Origin of the sequence: Streptomyces sp. NPDC001549, from assembly GCF_042894025.1 — a bacterium.
In the GTDB taxonomy this organism is placed as follows: domain Bacteria; phylum Actinomycetota; class Actinomycetes; order Streptomycetales; family Streptomycetaceae; genus Streptomyces; species Streptomyces kutzneri.
In genome coordinates, this window is the sequence record NZ_JBIAVJ010000013.1 from 110,121 (window position 1) to 130,435 (window position 20,315).

The 20,315-nt window shown below is 69.2% G+C and carries 17 protein-coding genes and 1 pseudogene; 10 read left to right on the forward strand and 8 right to left on the reverse strand.

All coding sequences use genetic code 11. The features are described from left to right. Positions 1-216: 216 nt before the first annotated feature. From ngcE to ACFY04_RS22075, 3 genes are read left to right on the forward strand one after another with little or no spacing between them, the layout of a single operon-like run. Positions 217-1,644 (forward strand): N-acetylglucosamine/diacetylchitobiose ABC transporter substrate-binding protein, encoded by a 1,428-nt coding sequence (gene ngcE, locus ACFY04_RS22065; RefSeq protein ID WP_389118948.1) that lies wholly within the window; start codon positions 217-219, stop codon positions 1,642-1,644. A 20-nt stretch (positions 1,645-1,664) separates the two neighbouring features. After that, positions 1,665-2,609, forward strand: coding sequence for a carbohydrate ABC transporter permease (locus ACFY04_RS22070; protein ID WP_373038333.1), 945 nt, complete (start codon positions 1,665-1,667; stop codon positions 2,607-2,609). Positions 2,610-2,622: 13 nt separating this feature from the next. Next, complete coding sequence (locus ACFY04_RS22075) at positions 2,623-3,558, forward strand: carbohydrate ABC transporter permease (protein WP_389118950.1); 936 nt, start codon at positions 2,623-2,625, stop codon at positions 3,556-3,558. On the opposite strand, the gene ACFY04_RS22080 is transcribed toward ACFY04_RS22075, so the two are convergent. From ACFY04_RS22080 to ACFY04_RS22100, 5 genes and pseudogenes are all read right to left on the reverse strand, one after another. Beyond that, positions 3,536-4,417 carry a hypothetical protein gene (locus ACFY04_RS22080; protein WP_389118952.1) on the reverse strand — a complete coding sequence of 294 codons (882 nt, stop codon included), beginning with the start codon at positions 4,415-4,417 and terminating at the stop codon, positions 3,536-3,538. The genes ACFY04_RS22075 and ACFY04_RS22080 overlap by 23 nt on opposite strands. A gap of 2 nt (positions 4,418-4,419) precedes the next feature. Further along, positions 4,420-4,737 (reverse strand): hypothetical protein, encoded by a 318-nt coding sequence (locus ACFY04_RS22085; protein ID WP_389118953.1) that lies wholly within the window; start codon positions 4,735-4,737, stop codon positions 4,420-4,422. Further along, positions 4,647-4,895 carry an MgtC/SapB family protein gene (locus tag ACFY04_RS22090; RefSeq protein WP_389119097.1) on the reverse strand — a complete coding sequence of 83 codons (249 nt, stop codon included), beginning with the start codon at positions 4,893-4,895 and terminating at the stop codon, positions 4,647-4,649. Before ACFY04_RS22090 ends, ACFY04_RS22085 begins: the two co-directional genes overlap by 91 nt. Positions 4,896-4,921: 26 nt before the next feature. Beyond that, complete coding sequence (locus tag ACFY04_RS22095; protein ID WP_389118954.1) at positions 4,922-5,428, reverse strand: hypothetical protein; 507 nt, start codon at positions 5,426-5,428, stop codon at positions 4,922-4,924. A gap of 43 nt (positions 5,429-5,471) precedes the next feature. Continuing rightward, positions 5,472-5,669 (reverse strand): annotated as a pseudogene (locus tag ACFY04_RS22100) (hypothetical protein); the annotation flags it as partial. A gap of 604 nt (positions 5,670-6,273) precedes the next feature. On the opposite strand from ACFY04_RS22100, the gene ACFY04_RS22105 reads away from it, so the two are divergent. The 7 genes from ACFY04_RS22105 to ACFY04_RS22135 all read left to right on the forward strand — a co-directional run bounded on the left by ACFY04_RS22105 (position 6,274) and on the right by ACFY04_RS22135 (position 15,703). Continuing rightward, positions 6,274-7,488, forward strand: coding sequence for an ROK family transcriptional regulator (locus ACFY04_RS22105; protein ID WP_030008678.1), 1,215 nt, complete (start codon positions 6,274-6,276; stop codon positions 7,486-7,488). A 117-nt stretch (positions 7,489-7,605) separates the two neighbouring features. After that, positions 7,606-8,718: a sugar ABC transporter substrate-binding protein gene (locus ACFY04_RS22110; RefSeq protein ID WP_389118956.1), complete on the forward strand. Its 1,113-nt coding sequence runs from the start codon at positions 7,606-7,608 to the stop codon at positions 8,716-8,718. A gap of 159 nt (positions 8,719-8,877) precedes the next feature. Continuing rightward, positions 8,878-9,666 carry an ATP-binding cassette domain-containing protein gene (locus ACFY04_RS22115; protein ID WP_301365550.1) on the forward strand — a complete coding sequence of 263 codons (789 nt, stop codon included), beginning with the start codon at positions 8,878-8,880 and terminating at the stop codon, positions 9,664-9,666. 26 nt (positions 9,667-9,692) lie between these two features. Then, complete coding sequence (locus ACFY04_RS22120) at positions 9,693-10,982, forward strand: sugar ABC transporter permease (RefSeq protein ID WP_389119099.1); 1,290 nt, start codon at positions 9,693-9,695, stop codon at positions 10,980-10,982. Between the two features lie 263 nt (positions 10,983-11,245). Beyond that, positions 11,246-13,162 (forward strand): 1-deoxy-D-xylulose-5-phosphate synthase, encoded by a 1,917-nt coding sequence (gene dxs / locus ACFY04_RS22125; protein WP_389118957.1) that lies wholly within the window; start codon positions 11,246-11,248, stop codon positions 13,160-13,162. Between the two features lie 122 nt (positions 13,163-13,284). Further along, positions 13,285-14,784, forward strand: a complete 1,500-nt coding sequence (locus ACFY04_RS22130) for an amino acid permease (RefSeq protein WP_389118959.1) — start codon at positions 13,285-13,287, stop codon at positions 14,782-14,784. A gap of 109 nt (positions 14,785-14,893) precedes the next feature. Further along, positions 14,894-15,703, forward strand: coding sequence for a class I SAM-dependent methyltransferase (locus ACFY04_RS22135; protein ID WP_389118961.1), 810 nt, complete (start codon positions 14,894-14,896; stop codon positions 15,701-15,703). A gap of 77 nt (positions 15,704-15,780) precedes the next feature. Here the strand turns inward: ACFY04_RS22135 and ACFY04_RS22140 are convergent, their stop codons facing one another. The 3 genes from ACFY04_RS22140 to ACFY04_RS22150 form a co-directional block, all read right to left on the reverse strand. Continuing rightward, entirely contained in the window at positions 15,781-16,818 is a 1,038-nt protein-coding gene (locus tag ACFY04_RS22140; protein ID WP_389118963.1) for an LCP family protein, read from the reverse strand. Positions 16,819-16,909: 91 nt separating this feature from the next. Beyond that, positions 16,910-19,039: a 3-hydroxyacyl-CoA dehydrogenase NAD-binding domain-containing protein gene (locus tag ACFY04_RS22145; protein WP_389118965.1), complete on the reverse strand. Its 2,130-nt coding sequence runs from the start codon at positions 19,037-19,039 to the stop codon at positions 16,910-16,912. Further along, a complete protein-coding gene (locus tag ACFY04_RS22150; protein ID WP_030010872.1) occupies positions 19,036-20,262 on the reverse strand; it encodes an acetyl-CoA C-acyltransferase in 1,227 nt (408 codons plus the stop codon). Before ACFY04_RS22150 ends, ACFY04_RS22145 begins: the two co-directional genes overlap by 4 nt. Positions 20,263-20,315: the final 53 nt, after the last annotated feature.

Sequence of the window (20,315 nt, forward strand, 5' to 3'; positions counted from 1 at the left end):
GAGAGGTCTCAACTCGGAAAAACTGGTGGCCATAAATGTGCATGATCTTGCTCACACGAGCGGAAGTGGACTATACCTGTGCCCGTCCGGATCACCGCGAGACAAGTGGCTCCGGGCCGGGGGACGGGCGGGGACCTGTGGTGATGTCCGCATGCACGGCGACCACCGTGAATCTCCGGCCTCCTTCCCACTTCTGACGAAGGCGAGGACATGAGCATGGGATCCACTGGTGAGGGCCTCGGACGCCGCGACCTGATCAAGCGCTCCGCCGCACTCGGACTGATCACGGTGCCGACGATGAGCTTCCTGTCCGCCTGCGCCTCCGGCGGTGCGGAGAACTCCACGAAGGGCCCGGCCAAGGCCCCGGTGACCAAGGAGAACCCCTTCGGCGTCGCGAAGGGCGGCAAGCTGGACGTCGTCGTCTTCAAGGGCGGGTTCGGCGACGACTACGCGAAGGCCTGGGAGGCCGCCTTCGACAAGAAGTGGGGCACCACCAGCTCCCACCTGGGCACCCAGGAGATCACCGCCAAGCTGCAGCCCCGCTTCAACGGCGGGAACCCGCCGGACGTCGTCGACGACTCCGGTGCCCAGAAGATCCCGCTGGACGTGCTCGGCAAGGGCGGCCAGCTCGCCGACCTCAACGCCGTGCTCGACGCGCCCTCGCTCGACGACCCGGGCAAGAAGGTGCGCGACACCCTCGTGGAGGGGGCCGTTGAACAGGGCATGCTGGGCGGCAAGTACCTCGTCCTGAAGTACGTGTACGCCGTGTCCGGCTTCTGGTACTCGGGCAAGCTCTTCAAGGAGAAGGGCTGGACGGCACCCAAGACCTGGGACGAGTTCCTCGCCGTCTGCACCAAGGCCAAGGAGGCGGGCATCGGCGGCCTCGCCCACCAGGGCAAGTACCCGTACTACATCAACGTCGTCATCATGGACCTGATCGCCAAGAAGGGTGGTCTGGATGCGGTGAAGGCGATCGACAACCTCGAACCGAACGCCTTCGAGGGCAGCGCGGCCGCTCTCGCCGCGGTCGAGGCGGTCTACGAGGTGGTCGAGAAGGGGCTGCTGATGCCGGGCACCAACGGCCTCACCCACACGGAGTCCCAGACGGCCTGGAACCAGTACAAGGCCGCCTTCATCCCCTCCGGCTCCTGGCTGGAGAACGAGCAGCTCAAGCAGACCCCGGAGGACTTCGACATGAAGTTCCTGCCGGTGCCCCTGCTCGCCGACAGCAAGATGCCCCTGGAGGCCATCCGGGCCGGCGTCGACGAGCCGTTCATCGTCCCGGAGAAGGCCGCCAACAAGGCCGCGGGCCTGGAGTTCCTCCGTTCGATGCTGTCCCGGGAATGGTCGACGATCTTCGCCCAGCAGGCCAACTCGCTCACGGTGGTCAAGGACGGCGTGGATCCGAGTGTCAAGCTGCGGCCCGGCACCCAGTCGGCGGTCGAGGCGCTCAAGGCCGCGGGAAGCAACACCTTCAGCTACCGCTACCCCGACTGGTACAGCGAGATGGACACGGAGATCCAGAACGCTTCCAATGAGCTCATGGCGCAGCGGATCCAGCCCAAGGAGTGGATCAAGCGGGCCCAGGCGGCGGTGAACAAGGCGGCCCAGGACCCGAACGCCAAGAACAACAAGCGCAGCTGACCACTGCGGGGACGGACACCATGAGCCATGTAGCCCAGGGGAGAGGGAAGTACGGCTTCATCGCCGGCTTCCTCTTCGCGCCCCTCGCGCTGTACCTGACCTTCGTCATCTGGCCGTACGTGCAGACGTTCGGTTACTCCTTCACCAACTGGACCGGGCAGTCACCGACGTTCGACTTCGTCGGCACGGACAACTACGCGGCCCTGCTGAAGGACGAGGTCTTCCGCGGCGCGCTCTGGCACAACCTGCTGCTCCTGGTGTTCGTCCCGCTCGTCACCATCCTGCTCGCCCTCTTCTTCGCCTTCATGGTGAACGCGGGCGGGCGCGGCGGGGCCGGCGGAGTGCAGGGAGTCGGCGGATCGCGCTTCTACAAGGTCGTCTACTTCTTCCCGCAGGTCCTCTCCCTCGCCATCCTCTCCGTGCTCTTCGGCGCGATCTACCGCAGCGACGAGGGCGGCCTGCTCAACGGCTTCCTGACCCAGCTCGGCCTGATCGACGCGAACCACCCGGTCGAATGGCTCAACGAGCCGAACCTCGTCCTCTGGTGCCTGCTCCTCGTCGTCGTCTGGCACGGCGTCGGCTTCTACCTCGTCCTCTTCTCCGCGGCCATGCAGTCCGTCCCCAAGGACATCTACGAGGCCGCGCTGCTCGACGGTGCCGGGCGCGCCCAGACCTTCTTCAAGGTCACGCTGCCCCTGCTGTGGGACTCTGTGCAGACCTCCGCGGTCTATCTGGGCATCGCCGCGATGGACATGTTCGTCCTGGTGTCGACCATGACCTCGGGCCAGTTCGGCGGCGGACCCGACCACCACAGCGAGGTCATGTCGACGGTGCTGATGCGCAACTTCCTCTACTTCGGCAAGAGCGGATACGCCTGCGCCATGGGTGTGGTCATGCTCGCCCTGACCATGATCCTCTCCGTCATCACGCTGCGCGCCACCCGCCGCGAGCGCATCGAGTTCTGAGGGGAGTTCCACGATGACTGCACAGTCCACAGTGATCAAGGCTCCGGGCGAAAAGGCCGCGGAGCAGCCGGGCGGCGCCGGGCGGACGGGGAAGCGGGACGGGCGCCGCTCCGAGGGCATGGCCCTCAACGTCTTCTCGCACGGCTTCCTCGTCGTCTGGGCGGTAATGATCGTGCTGCCGCTGATCTGGCTCGCGCTCGGCGCCTTCAAGACCGACGCGCAGATCGGCGGCTCGGCCCTGAGCTGGCCCTCCAACTGGCACTTCGACGCCTTCGGGCGGGCCTGGACGAAGGGCATCGGAGGCTACTTCGCCAACACCCTCATCGTGCTGGTGTTCTCGGTCCCGCTGACCATGCTGTTCGGCTCCATGGCCGCGTACGTGCTGGCCCGCTACCCCTTCACGGGCAACCGGCTCATCTACTACTTCTTCGTCAGCGGGGCGATGTTCCCCGTGTTCCTGGCGCTCGTACCGCTCTTCTTCATGGTCAAGCGCTTCGACATGCTGAACACCTACCAGGGCCTGATCCTGGTGTACGTCGCCTACTCGATGCCCTTCACGGTCTTCTTCATGCACTCCTTCTTCCGGACGCTGCCGACGGCGATCCACGAGGCGGCGGTCATCGACGGGGCCTCCGACACCCGGATCTTCTTCCAGGTGATGCTGCCGATGGCCAAGCCCGGCCTGATCAGCGTCGGGATCTTCAACGTCCTGGGCCAGTGGAACCAGTACATCCTGCCCGCCGTGCTGATGCAGCCGCAGACGAGCGCCGACCCCGAGCGGTACATGCTCACCCAGGGGCTCATCCAGCTCCAGTACCAGATGGGCTACGAGACGGACCTGCCGGTGCTGTTCGCCGGTGCCACCATCGCGATGGTCCCGATGCTGGTCGTCTACCTCTCCTTCCAGCGCCAGATCCAGGCGGGTCTCACCTCGGCGACGCTGAAGTAGCCTTCCGCAGCTTGTAGAGCTCTCCGGAACCCGGGTCGCCGATGTTCTGGTGGATCCGGGGCTCCCGGGCGGTGCCGCCGACGCCCCAAGCGGGCCAGCCGCACCCCGGGATGTCTATACGGACCTTCTGCGTCCAGACGTCCCGGCCGGGCTCGTACGACCAGGTTCCCGAGCCCGAGCAGCTCGGCGACGGGTCGCTGGGGTAGTCGTTGGCCAGGCGCCCGCCGACGCCGGAGGCGGTGACCCCGCCGTCCGAGGCGAAGACCAGGGTTCCGCCCGTGTGGTCGACCCAGCTGCCAGGCATGGTCTGCGGACCGATCGCCGGCGGCTCGTACGCGGGCGGCAGGCCGACGGCGAGCCCGAGTGTGCCGAGCAGCCCCGTCCCCGCCACCACCGCCGTGCCCCACAGCGCCACCCGCCGCAGCAGCCCCTCGCCCCGGGGCAGGGCGATCAGCGCGCCCAGCGAGAGCGAGGCCGTGGCCGAGGCCCAGAAGACGAACACGGACCGCGGCTCCACGTCGTTGTACGCCACGAAGCACATCAGGGGCGGTGCCAGCAGGGCCGCCACCACCAGCGGCGCCGGCCACCACGCCGCGCGGCCGCCGAACCGGCGGCCGAGGAGGTCGGTCAGCGCGACCGCCGGCAGTACGAAGACCAGCGACAGCAGGAACGAGATGAAGCCGATGAGGGGTGTGAGGGCGACCAGGCTCCCCCCGATCCTGGTGTAGTCGGGGGGTTCGTCCGGCGGCGGCTGCGTCTGCACGTACAGCAGGACCACCACGACGGCGAGCGCGACCTCCAGGCATCCCACCAGCGTCGAGACCACCAGCACGACTCCGTACGACCGTTTCTGATGCACGATCATTCCCCCTCGTGGCACGGCGAACCCACGGGTCCACCCGGCCGGCGACGTCCTGGATCCATAGTGCCAGCCGGGCTGAACGCGTTCAATTCATTCTTCGCGCCCCGTCCCGCGGGCACGACCGACCAGCTGACCGCCGACACCGACGGATCCGGCGAGAGGTTGCTGACCGCCTCCTCCAGCGTCCGGTCCACCTCGCCCTCGGCGGTCAGCAGTGCGGACACCGTCACCCGGCCGGGCACCGGGCCGTCCTGGCTGCGGATCGAGCGCAGCCGGCAGCCCGGCCGGCCTCCGGGGCCGCGCCGAGGAAGCCGCACTGCGAGAGCAGCACGAACAGCGCGGCCCCGCCCGCCACCAGGGCGTTCGTACGCAGCCCCGCGAGGCGGGCCCGCCACTGCCGCTCCAGGCCGATGGCCGCTCCGAGTCCGAGCGCGGCGGCCGGGTGTGCGGCCATCTGCCATTCGGTGAGCAGCACCGGCCCTCCCTCCTTCGCCGTGGCCGCTACAGCCAGGTGTTGAACCGGCGGATGTACCAGGTCTTCACGATCTGGGTGAGCGTGCAGTACGCGAGGAGTACGCCGATCAGCCACGGGAAGTAGCTCGCCGGCAGGGCCACGAAGCCCAGCGAGGGAGCCAGCGGCGAGAAGGGCAGCCAGAGACCGGTCAGCACGGCGAGGACGGTCATCACCATCACCGGCCAGGAGGCGCGGGACTGGATGAAGGGGATCTTCCGGGTGCGGATCATGTGGACGGGCGCGGAGCCGCTGCCGGCCCGGCGCTGCACCGCGCACGTGGTGGTGACGAGCTTCTTCAGTGCGTCGGCGGCGCGGCCCGAGCGGAACTCCTGCCAGAAGCGCAGCAGACCGCTGATCCCCACCATCACGGAGAGGATGACGACGCCCGGGTCCGCGGGGTCCTGCCAGTACATGACCGTCGCCAGGAAGACCAGGACGGCGATGAAGGGGTTCCAGTAGGCCTTCGCCAGCTGGAGGTACCAGCGGGGGGGCACGCTCGTGGGCGACGGTGTTGGAGCCGTGCCGCTCCAGGCGCAGCGAGGCCTCGGCATGGGTGAGGCCGGCCGGGCAGGTGTCCACCTCCTGCAGGACCTGGACGCCCGGGCGGGCGCTGATCCCGGCGAGACGCTCGCCGACGAGCCGGGTACGGGCCTGGAGCTCGGCGGCCTTGCGCTCGCGGCGGGACCGGCCCGGCGGTGCGAGCGTGGCCGGGGTACGGGGGGTGAGCATGGTCATGACGAATACCTCCCTCCACGGTGTCCGGGCAGCGCGAAGCCGGGCGGTCACGTGGAGTGATCATGGGTCGGCGCGCAGTGGCCATGACGGGCCCCGGCGCGCCGATGGGCATGGATGACGCACGCCCGGCGGAGTTGGCAGGGCATGCGGAAGGAAGGGAATGTGGAAGGAAGGAACGCGATGGAACGCGAACGGAACGCGAGCTCGCACGGGGACAGCGGTCCACCGCTGCCGTGCGTACCCGGAGAGAGATCAGCCGGTCAGAAGATCAGCCGACGAGAGCGCTGCAAGGACTTCGATCGGGACTCATCCCGAACACCTCCTTGCGTAGCGCGGTCGTTGCACGACGCCAGGTCCGGCCGGAAGGGCCGCAGAGGACCGGCGTCTCAGCGACCGTAGCACGATCCAACGGCCGCTTCTCTCCCCCTTTAGGTCAGTACCAGCCGTTTCATGCCGTGTCAGCCTCTTGACGTGTGGATGCGTAAAGGCTCGACTTAAGGTTCACAAGTTGGAGAGATGCCGGGGTCTCGGAGCGTGAAGCCGTGACGTGTCCCGGCCGGGGGGCGACGGCTGGCCGTCGCTAATGGGCAGGAGTGGATGAGTCGTGCAGACTCCCGGATCGCAGTCGTCGCTGCATCGCGCGAATCTCGAACGGGTCGTGCGGGCGGTGCGGCTCGCGGGATCGCTGACCCAGGCGGAGATCGCCCGCGCCACCGGACTGTCGGCGGCCACGGTCTCCAACATCGTCCGGGAGCTGAAGGACGGCGGGACCGTCGAGGTCACCGACACCTCGGCCGGCGGCCGCCGGGCGCGCAGCGTCTCGCTCAGCGGCGACGCGGGGATCGTCATCGGCGTCGACTTCGGCCATACCCACCTGCGGGTGGCGGTGGGGAACCTGGCCCACCAGGTGCTGGCCGAGGAGTCCGAGCCGCTGGACGTCGACGCGTCCTGGGCGGACGGCTTCGACCGGGCGGAAGCCCTGGTCGGACGGCTGATCGCGGACATCGGCGTGGGGCTGGAGAAGGTGATCGGCGTCGGGCTCGGCGTGCCCGGCCCGATCGACGTGGAGTCCGGGACCCTGGGCTCGACCGCGATCCTGCCGGGCTGGGCGGGCATCAATCCCCGCCAGGAGCTCTCGCAGCGCCTCGGGGTGCCCGTGTACGTGGACAACGACGCGAACCTCGGCGCCCTCGGCGAACTCGTTTGGGGGAGCGGGCGGGGAGTAAAGGACCTGGCCTACATCAAGGTGGCCAGCGGCGTCGGCGCGGGCCTGGTGATCAACGGCCAGATCTACCGCGGACCCGGCGGCACGGCGGGCGAGATCGGGCACATCACCCTGGACGAATCGGGCCCGGTCTGCCGCTGCGGCAACCGTGGCTGCCTGGAGACCTTCGCGGCCGCCCGGTACGTACTGCCCCTGCTCCAGGGCACGCACGGCCCGGAGTTGACGATGGAGCGGGTGGTCGAACTGGCCCGTGAGGGGGACCCGGGCTGCCGCCGGGTGATCACGGACGTGGGCCGGCACATCGGCAGCGGCGTGGCCAGTCTGTGCAACCTCCTGAACCCCAGCCGGGTGGTGCTGGGCGGCTCGCTGGCGGAGGCCGGTGAACTCGTCCTCGCTCCCATCCGTGAATCGGTGGGCAGGTACGCGATTCCCAGTGCGGCCCGGCAGTTGTCGGTGCTGACGGGGAACCTGGGCGGGCGGGCCGAGGTGTTGGGCGCACTGGCGCTCGTCCTCAGCGAGATGGGCGATTCGACACTTTTGTCAGATCATGGAAGTGGAGTGCGAGCTCCAGCCGTCTTGTCTTCAGGTAGATAACGAATGGCACCGTTGTCATCTCGTTAAGAATTCACTCCTTGACGGCAAAACGCGGCCGGGGTTGACTCACATCCACCTCGGCCGCGCCGCTGCGGCCTCGTCAGGGAGGTTCAAGTAATGAACACGCGTATGCGCAGAGCCGCCGTAGCTGTAGCCGCTGGTGCCATGGCCGTTTCGCTCGCCGCTTGTGGCAGTGCGAAGGAGGCCGGCGACACGACGAAGGCGTCCTCCGGCGCTGCCAAGGGCGATGAGATCAAGGTCGGTCTGCTCCTGCCGGAGAACCAGACCGCGCGTTACGAGAAGTTCGACAAGCCGCTGATCGAGAAGAAGGTCGCCGAGCTCACCGGTGGCAAGGGCAAGGTCGTCTACGCCAACGCCAAGCAGGACGCGACCACGCAGAACTCCCAGGTCGACACGATGATCACCAACAAGGTGGACGTCCTGATCATCGACGCGGTGGACTCCAAGGCCATCGCAGGCTCGGTCAAGAAGGCCAAGGACGCCGGCATCCCGGTCGTCGCCTACGACCGCCTGGCCGAGGGCCCGATCGACGCATACACCTCCTTCGACAACGAAGAGGTCGGCAAGGTCCAGGGCAAGGCCCTGCTGGAGGCGCTGGGCGACAAGGCCAAGGACGGCCAGGTCGTCATGATGAACGGTTCGGTCACCGACCCGAACGCCAAGCTCTTCAAGTCCGGCGCGCACTCCGAGCTCGACGGCAAGGTGAACGTCGGCAAGGAGTACGACACCGTCGAGTGGAAGCCGGAGAACGCCAACACCAACATGGCGGCCGCGCTCTCCGCGCTCGGCAAGGACAAGGTCATCGGCGTCTACTCCGCCAACGACGGCATGGCCGGCGGCATCATCACCGCCCTCAAGGCCGCCGGCGTCTCCCCCCTGCCGCCGGTCACCGGCCAGGACGCAGAACTCGCCGGTGTGCAGCGGATCGTCGCGGGCGAGCAGTTCATGAGCGTCTACAAGCCGTACGCCCCCGAGGCCGAGGCCGCGGCGAAGATGGCCGTCTCCCTCGCCAAGGGCGGAAAGGCCGAGGGCACCACGTCCACGGTCGACAGCCCGACCACCAAGGGTGTCGCGTCCGTCCTGATCCCGGTCGTCTCGCTGACCAAGGGCAACATCAAGGACACCGTCGTCAAGGACGGCGTCTACACGGTGGACGAGATCTGCACCGACAAGTACGCGGCGGCCTGCGCCGCCGCCGGCCTGAAGTAGCGGCCCCCGTCGCCTCCCCGCGAGGCGGCCCCCCGTGCCTGACCGGCGTCCCGCCACTCTCTCCCCGCCACCCGGCGGGGCGCCGGGCAGAAACGTTCCCCCATTCGCCCCGCTCCTGCTCTTCTGCACGACATCCCCGCCGGTCAGGCGGCGAAGGAGATGGTTCATGTGTCCGCTGCGCCCGTGCTGGCGTTGCGAGGGGTCTCGAAGCGGTTCGGCGCCGTTCAGGCCCTGACCGACGTAGAACTCGAGATCCACTCCGGTGAAGTGGTCGCCCTCGTCGGCGACAACGGCGCCGGAAAGTCCACGCTGGTCAAGACGATCGCCGGCGTGCACCCCATCGATGAAGGTGTCATCGAGTGGGAAGGCCGTCCGGTCTCCATCGGCAAGCCCCACGACGCCCAGAACCTGGGCATCGCGACGGTCTACCAGGACCTGGCGCTGTGCGACAACATCGATGTCGTCGGCAACCTCTTCCTCGGCCGCGAGCTCAAGAGTTACGGCATCCTCGACGAGGTGGAGATGGAGCGGCGCGCCCGCGAGCTCCTGACCACCCTGTCCATCCGGATCCCCAGTGTCCGGATTCCCATCGCGTCACTCTCCGGCGGTCAGCGCCAGACCGTGGCCATCGCCCGTTCCATGCTGGGCGAGCCCCAGCTCGTCATCCTCGACGAGCCCACCGCCGCCCTCGGTGTCGAGCAGACCGCACAGGTTCTCGACCTGGTGGAGCGGCTGCGCGAGCGCGGCCACGCCGTCATCCTCATCAGCCACAACATGGCCGATGTGAAGGCCGTCGCCGACAAGGTGGCGGTCCTGCGGCTGGGCCGCAACAACGGTGTCTTCAACGTCGCCGACACCTCGCAGGAAGAGATCATCTCCGCCATCACCGGTGCCACGGACAACGCCGTGACCCGCCGGGCGGCCCGCACCTCGGAGGCCGGCAAGTGAGCACCCAGAACCCTGCCACCGGTCCACTGGACAAGGGCTCGGTCGACCAGCACGAGCACATCGACCCGGTCAACCCCGCGGCCGCGCACGACGCGATCCCGGCCGTCGACCCCCGCCTGCTCGTCAGGGAGGAGGGGCTCGCCGGGTACGTGGGCGAGTTCAAGCGCAAGATGAAGGCGGGCGACCTGGGTTCCCTCCCGGTCGTCATCGGCCTGATCGTGATCTGGTCCATCTTCCAGGGGCTGAACTCGAACTTCCTCTCCCCGGAGAACCTGACCAACATCGCGATCACGATGACCGGCACCGGCATGATCGCCATCGGCATCATCTTCGTGCTGCTGCTCGGCGAGATCGACCTCTCGGTCGGCTCGGTCAGCGGTGTCTCGGGTGCGATCGTCGCCGTCCTCGCCGTCACCCACGGCGTGAACGAATGGCTGGCCATCCTCGCGGCCATCGTCGGAGGCGCCCTGATCGGCTGCATCCACGGCTTCTTCTTCGCCAAGATCGGCGCCCCGGCCTTCGCCGTCACCCTGTCGGGCCTGCTCTTCTGGCTCGGCGCGATGCTGCAGATCCTCGGCAGCAACGGCACGATCAACATCGACTCCGACGGCGTGGTCGGCCAGCTGACCACGTACTTCTTCTCGGACGTGGCCGTCGCCTACGGGCTGGCCGCGCTCGCGGTGGCCGGCTACTTCCTCGCGGCCTTCCTCGACGCGAGGCGCCGCGAGGCGGCCGGGATGCCCTCCAGGCCGCTCGTCGAGATCCTGCTGCGCACCGGCCTGCTCGCGCTGTGCACCTTCGGTCCCGCCGTGCTGTTCAACCAGTACAAGGGCCTGCCGCTCGCGGTGGTGCTCTTCCTGCTGGCCCTGGTCGTCACGGACTTCCTGCTGCGCCGCACGACCTTCGGGCGAAACGTTTTCGCACTGGGTGGCAGCGTCGAGGCCTCCCGCCGTGCGGGCATCAACGTCACCCGGATCCGGATCACGGTCTTCGCGATCTCCAGCACCTTCGCCGCCGTCGGCGGCCTGTTCTGGGCATCCAAGATCGCGGCGGCCAACCAGAGCGCCGGCGCCGGCGACCTGCTGATGAACGTGATCGCGGCGGCCGTCATCGGCGGCACCAGCCTCTTCGGCGGCCGGGGCCGGACCTGGAACGCCCTCCTCGGCGTCATGGTCATCGTCTCGATCCAGTACGGTCTGGCCCTGGAAGGCATTGCGACGCCGATCCAGTACATGATCACCGGCGCGGTGCTGCTGGCGACCGTGGTGATCGACTCGGTGACGCGCAAGACCCAGAAGACGGCCGGACGCGCCTGACCGCGCGTCCGACTGCCCGCCGGACCGAGGTCCGGCGGTAAGACCGGTCACAGTGCCCGGCGCCACTTCTCGTGGCGCCGGGCATCTGTGCGTGCATGTACGAGGTACTCATGTGCGGGTATACGCCCGTATGTGATGTGTGGCCGTCAGGTCGTGCGTACATGTATGACAAAGCTGTGACTCCCTCGGGACGGCCCGATGACCGTGGCCGGGGGCGGAACATTAGACTCGACAGACCAGCTAGCAACTGCAAGGAGGCACGGGTGCTGCTGCCCCGCATCAAGGGACCGCGCGATCTGGACCGGCTCAGCCAGGAGGAGCTCGACCAGCTCGCGGCAGAGATCAGGTCCTTCCTCGTCGACGCCGTCTCCAAGACCGGCGGGCACCTCGGCCCCAACCTCGGCGTGGTCGAACTGACGATCGCCCTGCACCGGGTCTTCGAATCGCCCAAGGACAAGGTCCTCTTCGACACCGGCCACCAGGCCTACGTCCACAAGCTGCTCACGGGCCGCCAGGACTTCGCCGGCCTGCGCACCAAGAACGGCCTGTCCGGCTACCCCTCGCGCGCCGAGTCCGACCACGACGTGATCGAGAACTCGCACGCCTCCACCGTGCTCGGCTGGGCCGACGGCCTGGCCAAGGCCAACGAGGTGCTGGGCCGCGAGGACCACCACGTCGCCGCCGTCATCGGCGACGGCGCGCTGACCGGTGGCATGGCCTGGGAGGCGCTGAACAACATCGCCGCCGCCAAGGACCGCCCGCTGGTCATCGTCGTCAACGACAACGAGCGCTCGTACGGCCCCACCATCGGCGGCCTCGCGAACCACCTGGCGACCCTGCGCACCACGGACGGCTACGAGCGTTTCCTGGCCCGCGGCAAGGAGATCCTGGAGCGCACCCCGGTCGTCGGGAAGCCGCTCTTCGAGACCCTGCACGGCGCCAAGAAGGGCCTCAAGGACTTCATCGCCCCGCAGGGCATGTTCGAGGACCTCGGGCTCAAGTACATCGGTCCCATCGACGGCCACGACATCGAGGCCCTGGAGTCCGCCCTGCAGCGCGCCAAGCGCTTCAGCGGCCCGGTCATCGTGCACTGCCTCACCCAGAAGGGCCGCGGCTACACCCCGGCCCTGGAGCACGAGGCGGACCGTTTCCACGCGGTCGGCGTGATCCACCCGGATACCGGCCTGCCGGTCAGCACCGACGCCGCCAGCTGGACCTCCGTCTTCGCCGACGAGATGGTCAAGCTCGGCAAGGAGCGCAAGGACATCGTCGGCATCACCGCGGCCATGCTCCAGCCGGTCGGCCTGAAGAAGTTCGCGGACGCCTTCCCGGACCGGATCTACGACGTCGGCATCGCCGAGCAGCACGGCGCCACCTCGGCGGCGGGCCTCGCCACCGGCGGCGCCCACCCGGTCTTCGCGGTGTACGCCACCTTCCTCAACCGCGCCTTCGACCAGGTCCTGATGGACGTGGCCCTGCACAAGTGCGGGGTCACCTTCGTCCTGGACCGCGCCGGTATCACCGGCACCGACGGCGCCTCCCACAACGGCATGTGGGACATGTCCATCCTCCAGGTCGTCCCGGGCCTGCGGCTCGCCGCTCCGCGCGACGCCGAGCAGCTGCGCGCCCAGCTCCGTGAGGCCGTCGAGGTCAAGGACGCGCCGACCGTGGTGCGCTTCTCCAAGGGCGTCGTCGGCCCGGCCGTCCCGGCCGTCGGCCGGATCGGCGGCATGGACGTCCTGCGCGCCCCGGGCGCCGAGGTCACCCGTCCGGACGTACTGCTCGTCTCGGTCGGTGCGCTCGCCCCGATGTGCCTGGAGATCGCCGACCTGCTGGACAAGCAGGGCATCTCCACGACCGTGGTCGACCCCCGCTGGGTCAAGCCCGTGGACGAGGCCCTGGCCCCGCTCGCGGACCGCCACCGCGTGGTCGTCACCGTCGAGGACAACGGCCGTACCGGCGGTGTGGGCGCCGCCGTGTCGCAGGCCCTGCGGGACGCGGGTGTCGACGTACCGCTGCGCGACTTCGGTATCCCGCAGCGCTTCCTCGACCACGCCCTCCGCAAGGAGATCATGGCCGAGATCGGCCTGACCGCGCCGGACATCGCCCGGCAGGTCACCGGCCTGGTCGCCAAGCTGGACGGCCGCTACGACAGCGAGCCGGCCGCCGCCGTCGACTAGCCGGAATTCGCCGCTGCGCCGTTCGTAGATCGACGCGCGGTTGCACGTCACGGGCCGGGAGATCACTCTTGAAGGGTGGGCCTCCCGGCCCGTTCGTGCGTCGTCACCTCTCGGAGGCGTCGGTGAGCAAGGATCTGAACAGCCCATTCCGTACCAAGACGGTGGAGCAGTCCATCCGCGACACGGAGGAGCCGGAACACGCGCTCCGCAAGTCGCTCTCCGCCTGGGACCTCACGGTCTTCGGTGTGGGCGTCATCATCGGCACCGGCATCTTCGTCCTCACGGGCATCGCCGCCCGGAACAATGCCGGTCCCGCCACAGCCCTCGCCTTCGTGGCGGCGGGCATCGTCTGCGCCCTTGCGGCTCTCTGCTACGCCGAGTTCGCGTCCACCGTCCCGGTGGCCGGGTCGGCGTACACGTTCTCGTACGCATCGATCGGTGAGCTGCCCGCCTGGATCATCGGCTGGGACCTGGTGCTGGAGTTCGCACTCGGCACGGCCGTCGTCGCCGTCGGCTGGTCCGGGTACGTGCGCCACCTCATGGACACCAACCTCGGCTGGACCCTGCCGACCTCCCTGTCCGGCCCCGATGCCGGGGGCCACTTCGACCTGCTGGCGTTCCTGCTGGTCCTGGTGCTGACCTGGATCCTGGTCGTCGGGACGAAGCTCTCGGCCCGCATCACCGCGGTCGTCGTCGCCATCAAGGTCACGGTCGTGCTGCTGGTCATCGTCGCGGGCCTGTTCTTCATCAAGGCCGACAACTACTCGCCGTTCATCCCGCCGGCCCAGCCACAGGCCGAGGGCGTCAGCGGCTGGCACTCGCCCCTGGTCCAGTTGATGTTCGGCTACGAGCCCACGAACTTCGGCGTCATGGGCATCTTCACGGCGGCCTCGCTCATCTTCTTCGCCTTCATCGGCTTCGACGTGGTGGCGACGGCGGCCGAGGAGACCAAGAACCCCCAGCGGGACATGCCGCGCGGCATCCTCGGCTCGCTGCTGGTCTGCACAGTGCTCTACGTCGCCGTGACCCTGGTGGTCACCGGTATGCAGAAGTACTCGGAGATGTCCCCGACCGCGCCGCTCGCCGAAGCCTTCAAATCGGTGAACCAGCCGTTCTTCTCGGGCGCCATCAGCCTCGGCGCGGCCGTCGGTCTGATCACCGTGTGCATGATCCTGCTGCTCGGCCAGACCCGCGTGTTCTTCGCGATGAGCCGTGACGGACTGCTGCCGCGGGTCTTCTCCGTGACGCACCCGACGTACCGCACCCCCTACCGGGCGACCATGCTGCTCGGCGGGATCATCGCGGTCGTCGCGGGCTTCACCAGCCTGGAGACCCTCGCGGAACTGGTGAACATCGGCACCCTGTTCGCCTTCGTGGTGGTCGCGCTGGGCGTGATCGTCCTGCGCAAGACCCGCCCCGACCTGCACCGGTCCTTCCGGACCCCGTGGGTGCCGTTCGTCCCGATCCTGTCGATCGCGGCCTCGTTCTGGCTGATGCTCAACCTGCCGGCCGAGACCTGGCTGCGCTTCGGCATCTGGATGGCCATCGGCATCATCGTCTACTTCCTCTACGGCTACCGCAACAGCCGGCTGCACAAGGTCGGCCAGAACGCGGAGTTCTGACGGGCGACCGGTCCGCCGCGGCGGACCGGCGAGGGCCGTACGGGCAACCCGTACGGCCCTCGCGGCCGTACCCGCGGCCGACGGGTCCGGGACCCGTGTGGGGACGCCCATGACGCACAGGGAAGAGCACCGGTACGACGTGTGGACGGCCGGGGCCGGCTACGAGCGCTACATGGGCCGGTGGAGCCGCCCCGTCGCGGAGCGGTTCACGGCGTGGCTCGGCCGTCCCGGCCGGCTGCGGTGGCTCGACGTCGGATGCGGCACCGGCGGCCTGTCGGCCGCGGTGGCCGCCCGGTGCCGGCCCCGTGAGGTCCTGGCGATCGACCGCTCACCGGGGTACGCCGCCTGGGCCCGGGACGCGGCCACGGCCGGGACGCACGTCGTCGTGGCGGACGCGACGGCCCTGCCGGTGCGCGACGGCGCGTGCGACGCGGTGGTCAGCGGCCTGACCCTGAACTTCCTCGCGCCGCCCGCCGCGGCCGTCGCCGAGATGGTCCGCACGGTCCGCCCGGGCGGCCTGGTCGCGGCATACGTGTGGGACTACGCGGAAGGCATGGACCTGCTGCGGCTCTTCTGGGGCGCGGCCGCCCTGGCGGACCCGTCCGCGGCCGCGCTGGACGAGCGCCGGCGCTTCCCCCTGTGCCGTCCGGACGCACTGCGCGCGCTGTGGACGCGGGCGGGACTCGGCGAGGTGTCGGTCGCCCCGATCGAGGTCCCCACGGTGTTCGCCGACTTCGCGGACCTGTGGGAACCGTTCCTGACGGGGCAGGGACCGGCCCCCGGATACCTCGCCGCCCTGTCCGCGGCGGACCGGGAGCGGGTACGGGACGCGCTCCGCGGGGCCGTCCCCTACGGGCCGGGCGGATCCGTCGCGCTCACAGCCCGGGCCTGGGCGGTCCGGGGGCGGCGCGACGGGTGAGGGCGGACCGCGGCCGCGACGGGTGAGGGCGGACCGCGGCCGCGACGGCGGAAGCGGGCTCATCCCCCTGGCTCTGCTCAGCCCTTGGCGGGGGAGTTCTTCGCCGAGGCCGGGATCTGCTGGTCCTTGCGTATGGCGTCCCACAGCTGCGTGGCCTGCGGCTCGGCCACGATCACGCGGTTGGGGTCCACCTTGTCGTAGGCGACCGGCAGCATGATCGTCTCCATCGTCTCCGGGTTCACGCCCTTCATGCTCTGCGCGAAGTCGGCGAGCGCCGTGAGCGAGCCGAGGTCGGAGTCGGTGGTCAGCGACTTGGTGCCGGCGTCCGCGAGCTTGTAGAGCCGCGCCGGGTTGCCGAGGGCGTCCTGCTTCTTGATCTCGGACAGCATCGCCAGCATGAACTGCTGCTGGAGGCCTATGCGTCCGAGGTCGCTGCCGTCGCCGTAGCCGTAGCGGGTACGGACGAACTTCAGCGAGTCGGTGCCGTCCAGCCGGTGCGTGCCCGCGTCGAGCTTCAGGCCGCCCTTGGCGCCGCTCATCGGCTTGTCCAGCGTGACGGTGACCCCGCCCAGCGCGTCGACCAGGCCCTTGAAGCCGGCGAAGTCGACCTCGACGAAGTGGTCCACGCGGACGCCGGACAGCTGCTCCACCGTGTTGACCACACAGGCAGGGCCGGCGAGCGAGTAGACGGAGTTGAACATGACCCGCTTGGCGGACGGCAGCGTCTTGCCGTTCCCGTCCTTGCACTCGGGCCGGGTGACCAGGGTGTCGCGGGGGATGCTCACCGCGGTGGCCTTGGCCCGGCCCTCGGGTATGTGCACCAGCATCGCGGTGTCCGAGCGGGCACCGCTGACATCGCCGTGGTCGAGATCGGCATTGGCCCCGGCGCGCGAGTCGGAGCCGAGCACCAGGATGTTCTGGGCGTTCGCGACGACCTTCGCGGGCCGGTTGTCGCCGATCGCCTGGTCCAGGTCGACGCTGTCGATGTTGGAGTTGAGGTGGCTGTACGTCCACCAGCCGGCCCCGGCCGCGCCCAGGATCAGCACGGCGACCAGCAGCAGGGTGATCCGCAGGATGCGGCGGCGGCGCCTGGGCCGCGCGTGCTTTTCCGTCATGGGGGTGAATCTTAGACAGGTATTCGAACGGCGATGGCCCGCCCCCCGGAAGGGGCGGGCCGAGCCGTCGAACAGCCCTCCGAGACCCGGACTAGGCCGGGATGCTCGCGAGGCCGGGGGCGAGGAACTTCTTGCCGTTCACGCGCTCCGAGACGCCTTCACGGTCCAGGTACGGCGTCACGCCGCCCAGGTGGAAGGGCCAGCCGGCGCCCGTGATCAGGCAGAGGTCGATGTCCTGGGCCTCGGCCACGACACCCTCCTCCAGCATCAGGCCGATCTCCTGCGCGACCGCGTCCAGGACGCGGTCGCGGACCTGCTCCTCGGTCAGGACGACATCGCCCTGGACCAGGAGCGCGGCGACCTCGGGGTCCAGCTCCGGCTTGCCGGAGTCATAGACGTAGAAGCCGCGCTTGCCGGCCTTGACGACCGCCGCGAGGTTCGGGGAGACGGTGAAGCGCTCCGGGAAGGCGCGGTTCAGGGTCTCGGAGACGTGCAGACCGATCGCCGGGCCCACGAGCTCCAGGAGCACCAGCGGGGACATCGGCAGGCCGAGCGGCTCGATGGCCTTCTCCGCCGTGACGACCGGGGTGCCCTCGTCGATGACGTTCTGGATCTCGCCCATGAAGCGGGTGAGGATGCGGTTCACGACGAACGCCGGGGCGTCCTTGGTGAGGACCGCGGTCTTCTTCAGCTTCCTGGCGACACCGAAGGCCGTGGCCAGCGAGGCGTCGTCGGTCTGCTCACCGCGGACGATCTCCAGCAGCGGGAGGATCGCGACCGGGTTGAAGAAGTGGAAGCCGACCACGCGCTCCGGGTGCTGGAGCTTGGAGGCCATCTCCGACACCGACAGCGAGGAGGTGTTGGTGGCGAGGATCGCGTGCGCCGGGGCGACCGCCTCGACCTCCGCGAACACCTTCTGCTTGACGGACATCTCCTCGAACACGGCCTCGATGATGAAGTCCGCGTCCGCGAAGCCCTCGGCCTTGTCCAGGACGCCGGTCACCAGGGCGGTCAGGCGGTTGGCCTTGTCCTGGTTGATGCGGCCCTTGCCGAGCAGCTTCTGGATCTCGGCGTGGACGTAGCCCACACCCTTGTCCACGCGCTCCTGGTCGATGTCGGTGAGGACCACCGGCACCTCCAGGCGGCGCAGGAAGAGCAGCGCCAGCTGCGAGGCCATCAGGCCCGCGCCGACGACGCCGACCTTGGTGACCGGACGGGCCAGGGACTTGTCCGGGGCACCGGCCGGGCGCTTGGCGCGCTTCTGCACCAGGTTGAAGGCGTAGATGCCCGAGCGCAGCTCGCCGCCCATGATGAGGTCGGCCAGCGCCGTGTCCTCGGCGTCGAAGCCGGCCTGGAGGTCGCCGTCCTTGGCCGCGGCGATGATGTCCAGCGCGCGGTAGGCGGCGGGAGCGGCGCCGTGCACCTTGGAGTCCGCGATGAAGCGGCCCTTGGCGACGGCCGCGTCCCAGGCCTCGCCGCGGTCGATCTCGTCGCGGACGACCTCGGTGGTGCCGTTCAGGACGTTCGCGGTCCACAGGAGCGACTGCTCCAGGAAGTCCGCGCCCTCGAACAGCGCGTCGGCGATGCCCAGGTCGAAGACCTGCTTGCCGCGCAGCTGCTTGTTCTGGTTGAGCGAGTTCTCGATGATCACCGAGACCGCGCGCTCGGCGCCGATCAGGTTCGGCAGGATGGCGCAGCCGCCCCAGCCGGGAACCAGGCCGAGGAAGACCTCGGGCAGCGAGAAGGCCGGGATGGCCTTCGAGACGGTGCGGTAGGAGCAGTGCAGACCGACCTCGACGCCGCCGCCCATGGCCGCGCCGTTGTAGTACGAGAAGGTCGGGACCGCCAGCGCCGAGAGCCGCTTGAAGACGTCGTGGCCGCCCTTGCCGATGGCGAGCGCCTCGTCGTGCTTCTTCAGCAGCTCGACACCCTTGAGGTCGGCGCCGACCGCGAAGATGAACGGCTTGCCGGTGATGCCCGCGCCGACGATGGAGCCAGCGAGGGCCTCCTGCTCGACCTGGTCGATCGCCGCGTTCAGGTTGGCGAGGGACTGCGGGCCGAAGGTGGTCGGCTTGGTGTGGTCGAAGCCGTTGTCCAGCGTGATGAGCGCGAAGCGCCCGGCGCCGAACGGCAGGTCCAGGTGGCGGACGTGCGCGGACGTGACGACCTCGTCCGGGAACAGGTCGGCCGCGCCCTTCAGGAGCTCAGCGGTGGTGCTCACTTGGAGTCTCCCTCGGCGTTGAAGTTCGGGTTCTCCCAGATGACCGTGGCGCCCATGCCGAAGCCGACGCACATGGTGGTCAGGCCGTAGCGGACGTGCGGCTGCTCCTCGAACTGCCGGGCCAGCTGCGTCATCAGGCGCACGCCCGAGGAGGCGAGCGGGTGGCCGAAGGCGATGGCGCCGCCGTACTGGTTCACGCGGGCGTCGTCGTCGGCGATGCCGTAGTGCTCCAGGAACGCGAGGACCTGGACCGCGAAGGCCTCGTTGACCTCGAAGAGACCGATGTCCTCGATGGTCAGGCCGGCCTGGGCCAGGGCCTTCTCGGTGGCCGGGATCGGGCCGTAGCCCATGACCTCGGGCTCGACACCCGCGAAGGAGTACGAGACCAGGCGCATCTTGACCGGGAGGTTGTTCTCCCGGGCGAAGTCCTCGGACGCGATGATCGCGGCGGTGGCGCCGTCGTTGAGACCGGCGGCGTTGCCCGCGGTGACCCGGCCGTGCGTACGGAACGGGGTCTTCAGGCCGGCCAGGTTCTCCAGCGTGGTGCCCGGGCGCATCGGCTCGTCGGTGGTGACCAGGCCCCAGCCCGTCTCACCGGCCGCCTCGTTGGTGTTGCGCACCGAGATCGGGACCAGGTCCTGCTGGATTTTGCCGTCGGCGTACGCCTTGGCGGCCTTCTCCTGCGAGCGCACGGCGTACTCGTCGGCGCGGAGCTTGGTGATCGTCGGGTACCGGTCGTGCAGGTTCTCGGCGGTCATGCCCATGAACAGGGCGGACTCGTCGACCAGCTTCTCGGAGACGAAGCGCGGGTTCGGGTCCACGCCCTCGCCCATGGGGTGACGGCCCATGTGCTCGACACCGCCGGCGAGGGCGACGTCGTAGGCACCGAAGGCCACACCGCCCGCGACGGCGGTCACGGCGGTCAGCGCGCCGGCGCACATGCGGTCGATGGAGTAGCCCGGGACGGACTGCGGCAGGCCCGCGAGGATGCCGGCCGTACGGCCCAGCGTGAGGCCCTGGTCGCCGATCTGCGTGGTCGCGGCGATGGCGACCTCGTCGATCTTCGCGGGGTCCAGGTCCGGGTTGCGGCGCAGCAGCTCCCGGATCGCCTTCACGACGAGGTCGTCGGCGCGGGTCTCGTGGTAGATGCCCTTCGGGCCCGCCTTGCCGAACGGGGTGCGGACGCCGTCGACGAAGACGACGTCCCTGACGGTACGAGGCACGTTGGCTCTCCTCCAGGTGCGGGTGTGCACTGCTGCGCGCGGGGGCGTTCGGC

Coding starts and splice junctions, on each gene's coding strand:
- ngcE (WP_389118948.1), top strand. CDS start 217: ATGGGATCCACTGGTGAGGGCCTCGGACGCCGCGACCTGATCAAGCGC.
- ACFY04_RS22070 (WP_373038333.1), top strand. CDS start 1,665: ATGAGCCATGTAGCCCAGGGGAGAGGGAAGTACGGCTTCATCGCCGGC.
- ACFY04_RS22075 (WP_389118950.1), top strand. CDS start 2,623: ATGACTGCACAGTCCACAGTGATCAAGGCTCCGGGCGAAAAGGCCGCG.
- ACFY04_RS22110 (WP_389118956.1), top strand. CDS start 7,606: ATGAACACGCGTATGCGCAGAGCCGCCGTAGCTGTAGCCGCTGGTGCC.
- ACFY04_RS22115 (WP_301365550.1), top strand. CDS start 8,878: ATGGTTCATGTGTCCGCTGCGCCCGTGCTGGCGTTGCGAGGGGTCTCG.
- ACFY04_RS22135 (WP_389118961.1), top strand. CDS start 14,894: ATGACGCACAGGGAAGAGCACCGGTACGACGTGTGGACGGCCGGGGCC.
- ACFY04_RS22140 (WP_389118963.1), bottom strand. CDS start 16,818: ATGACGGAAAAGCACGCGCGGCCCAGGCGCCGCCGCCGCATCCTGCGG.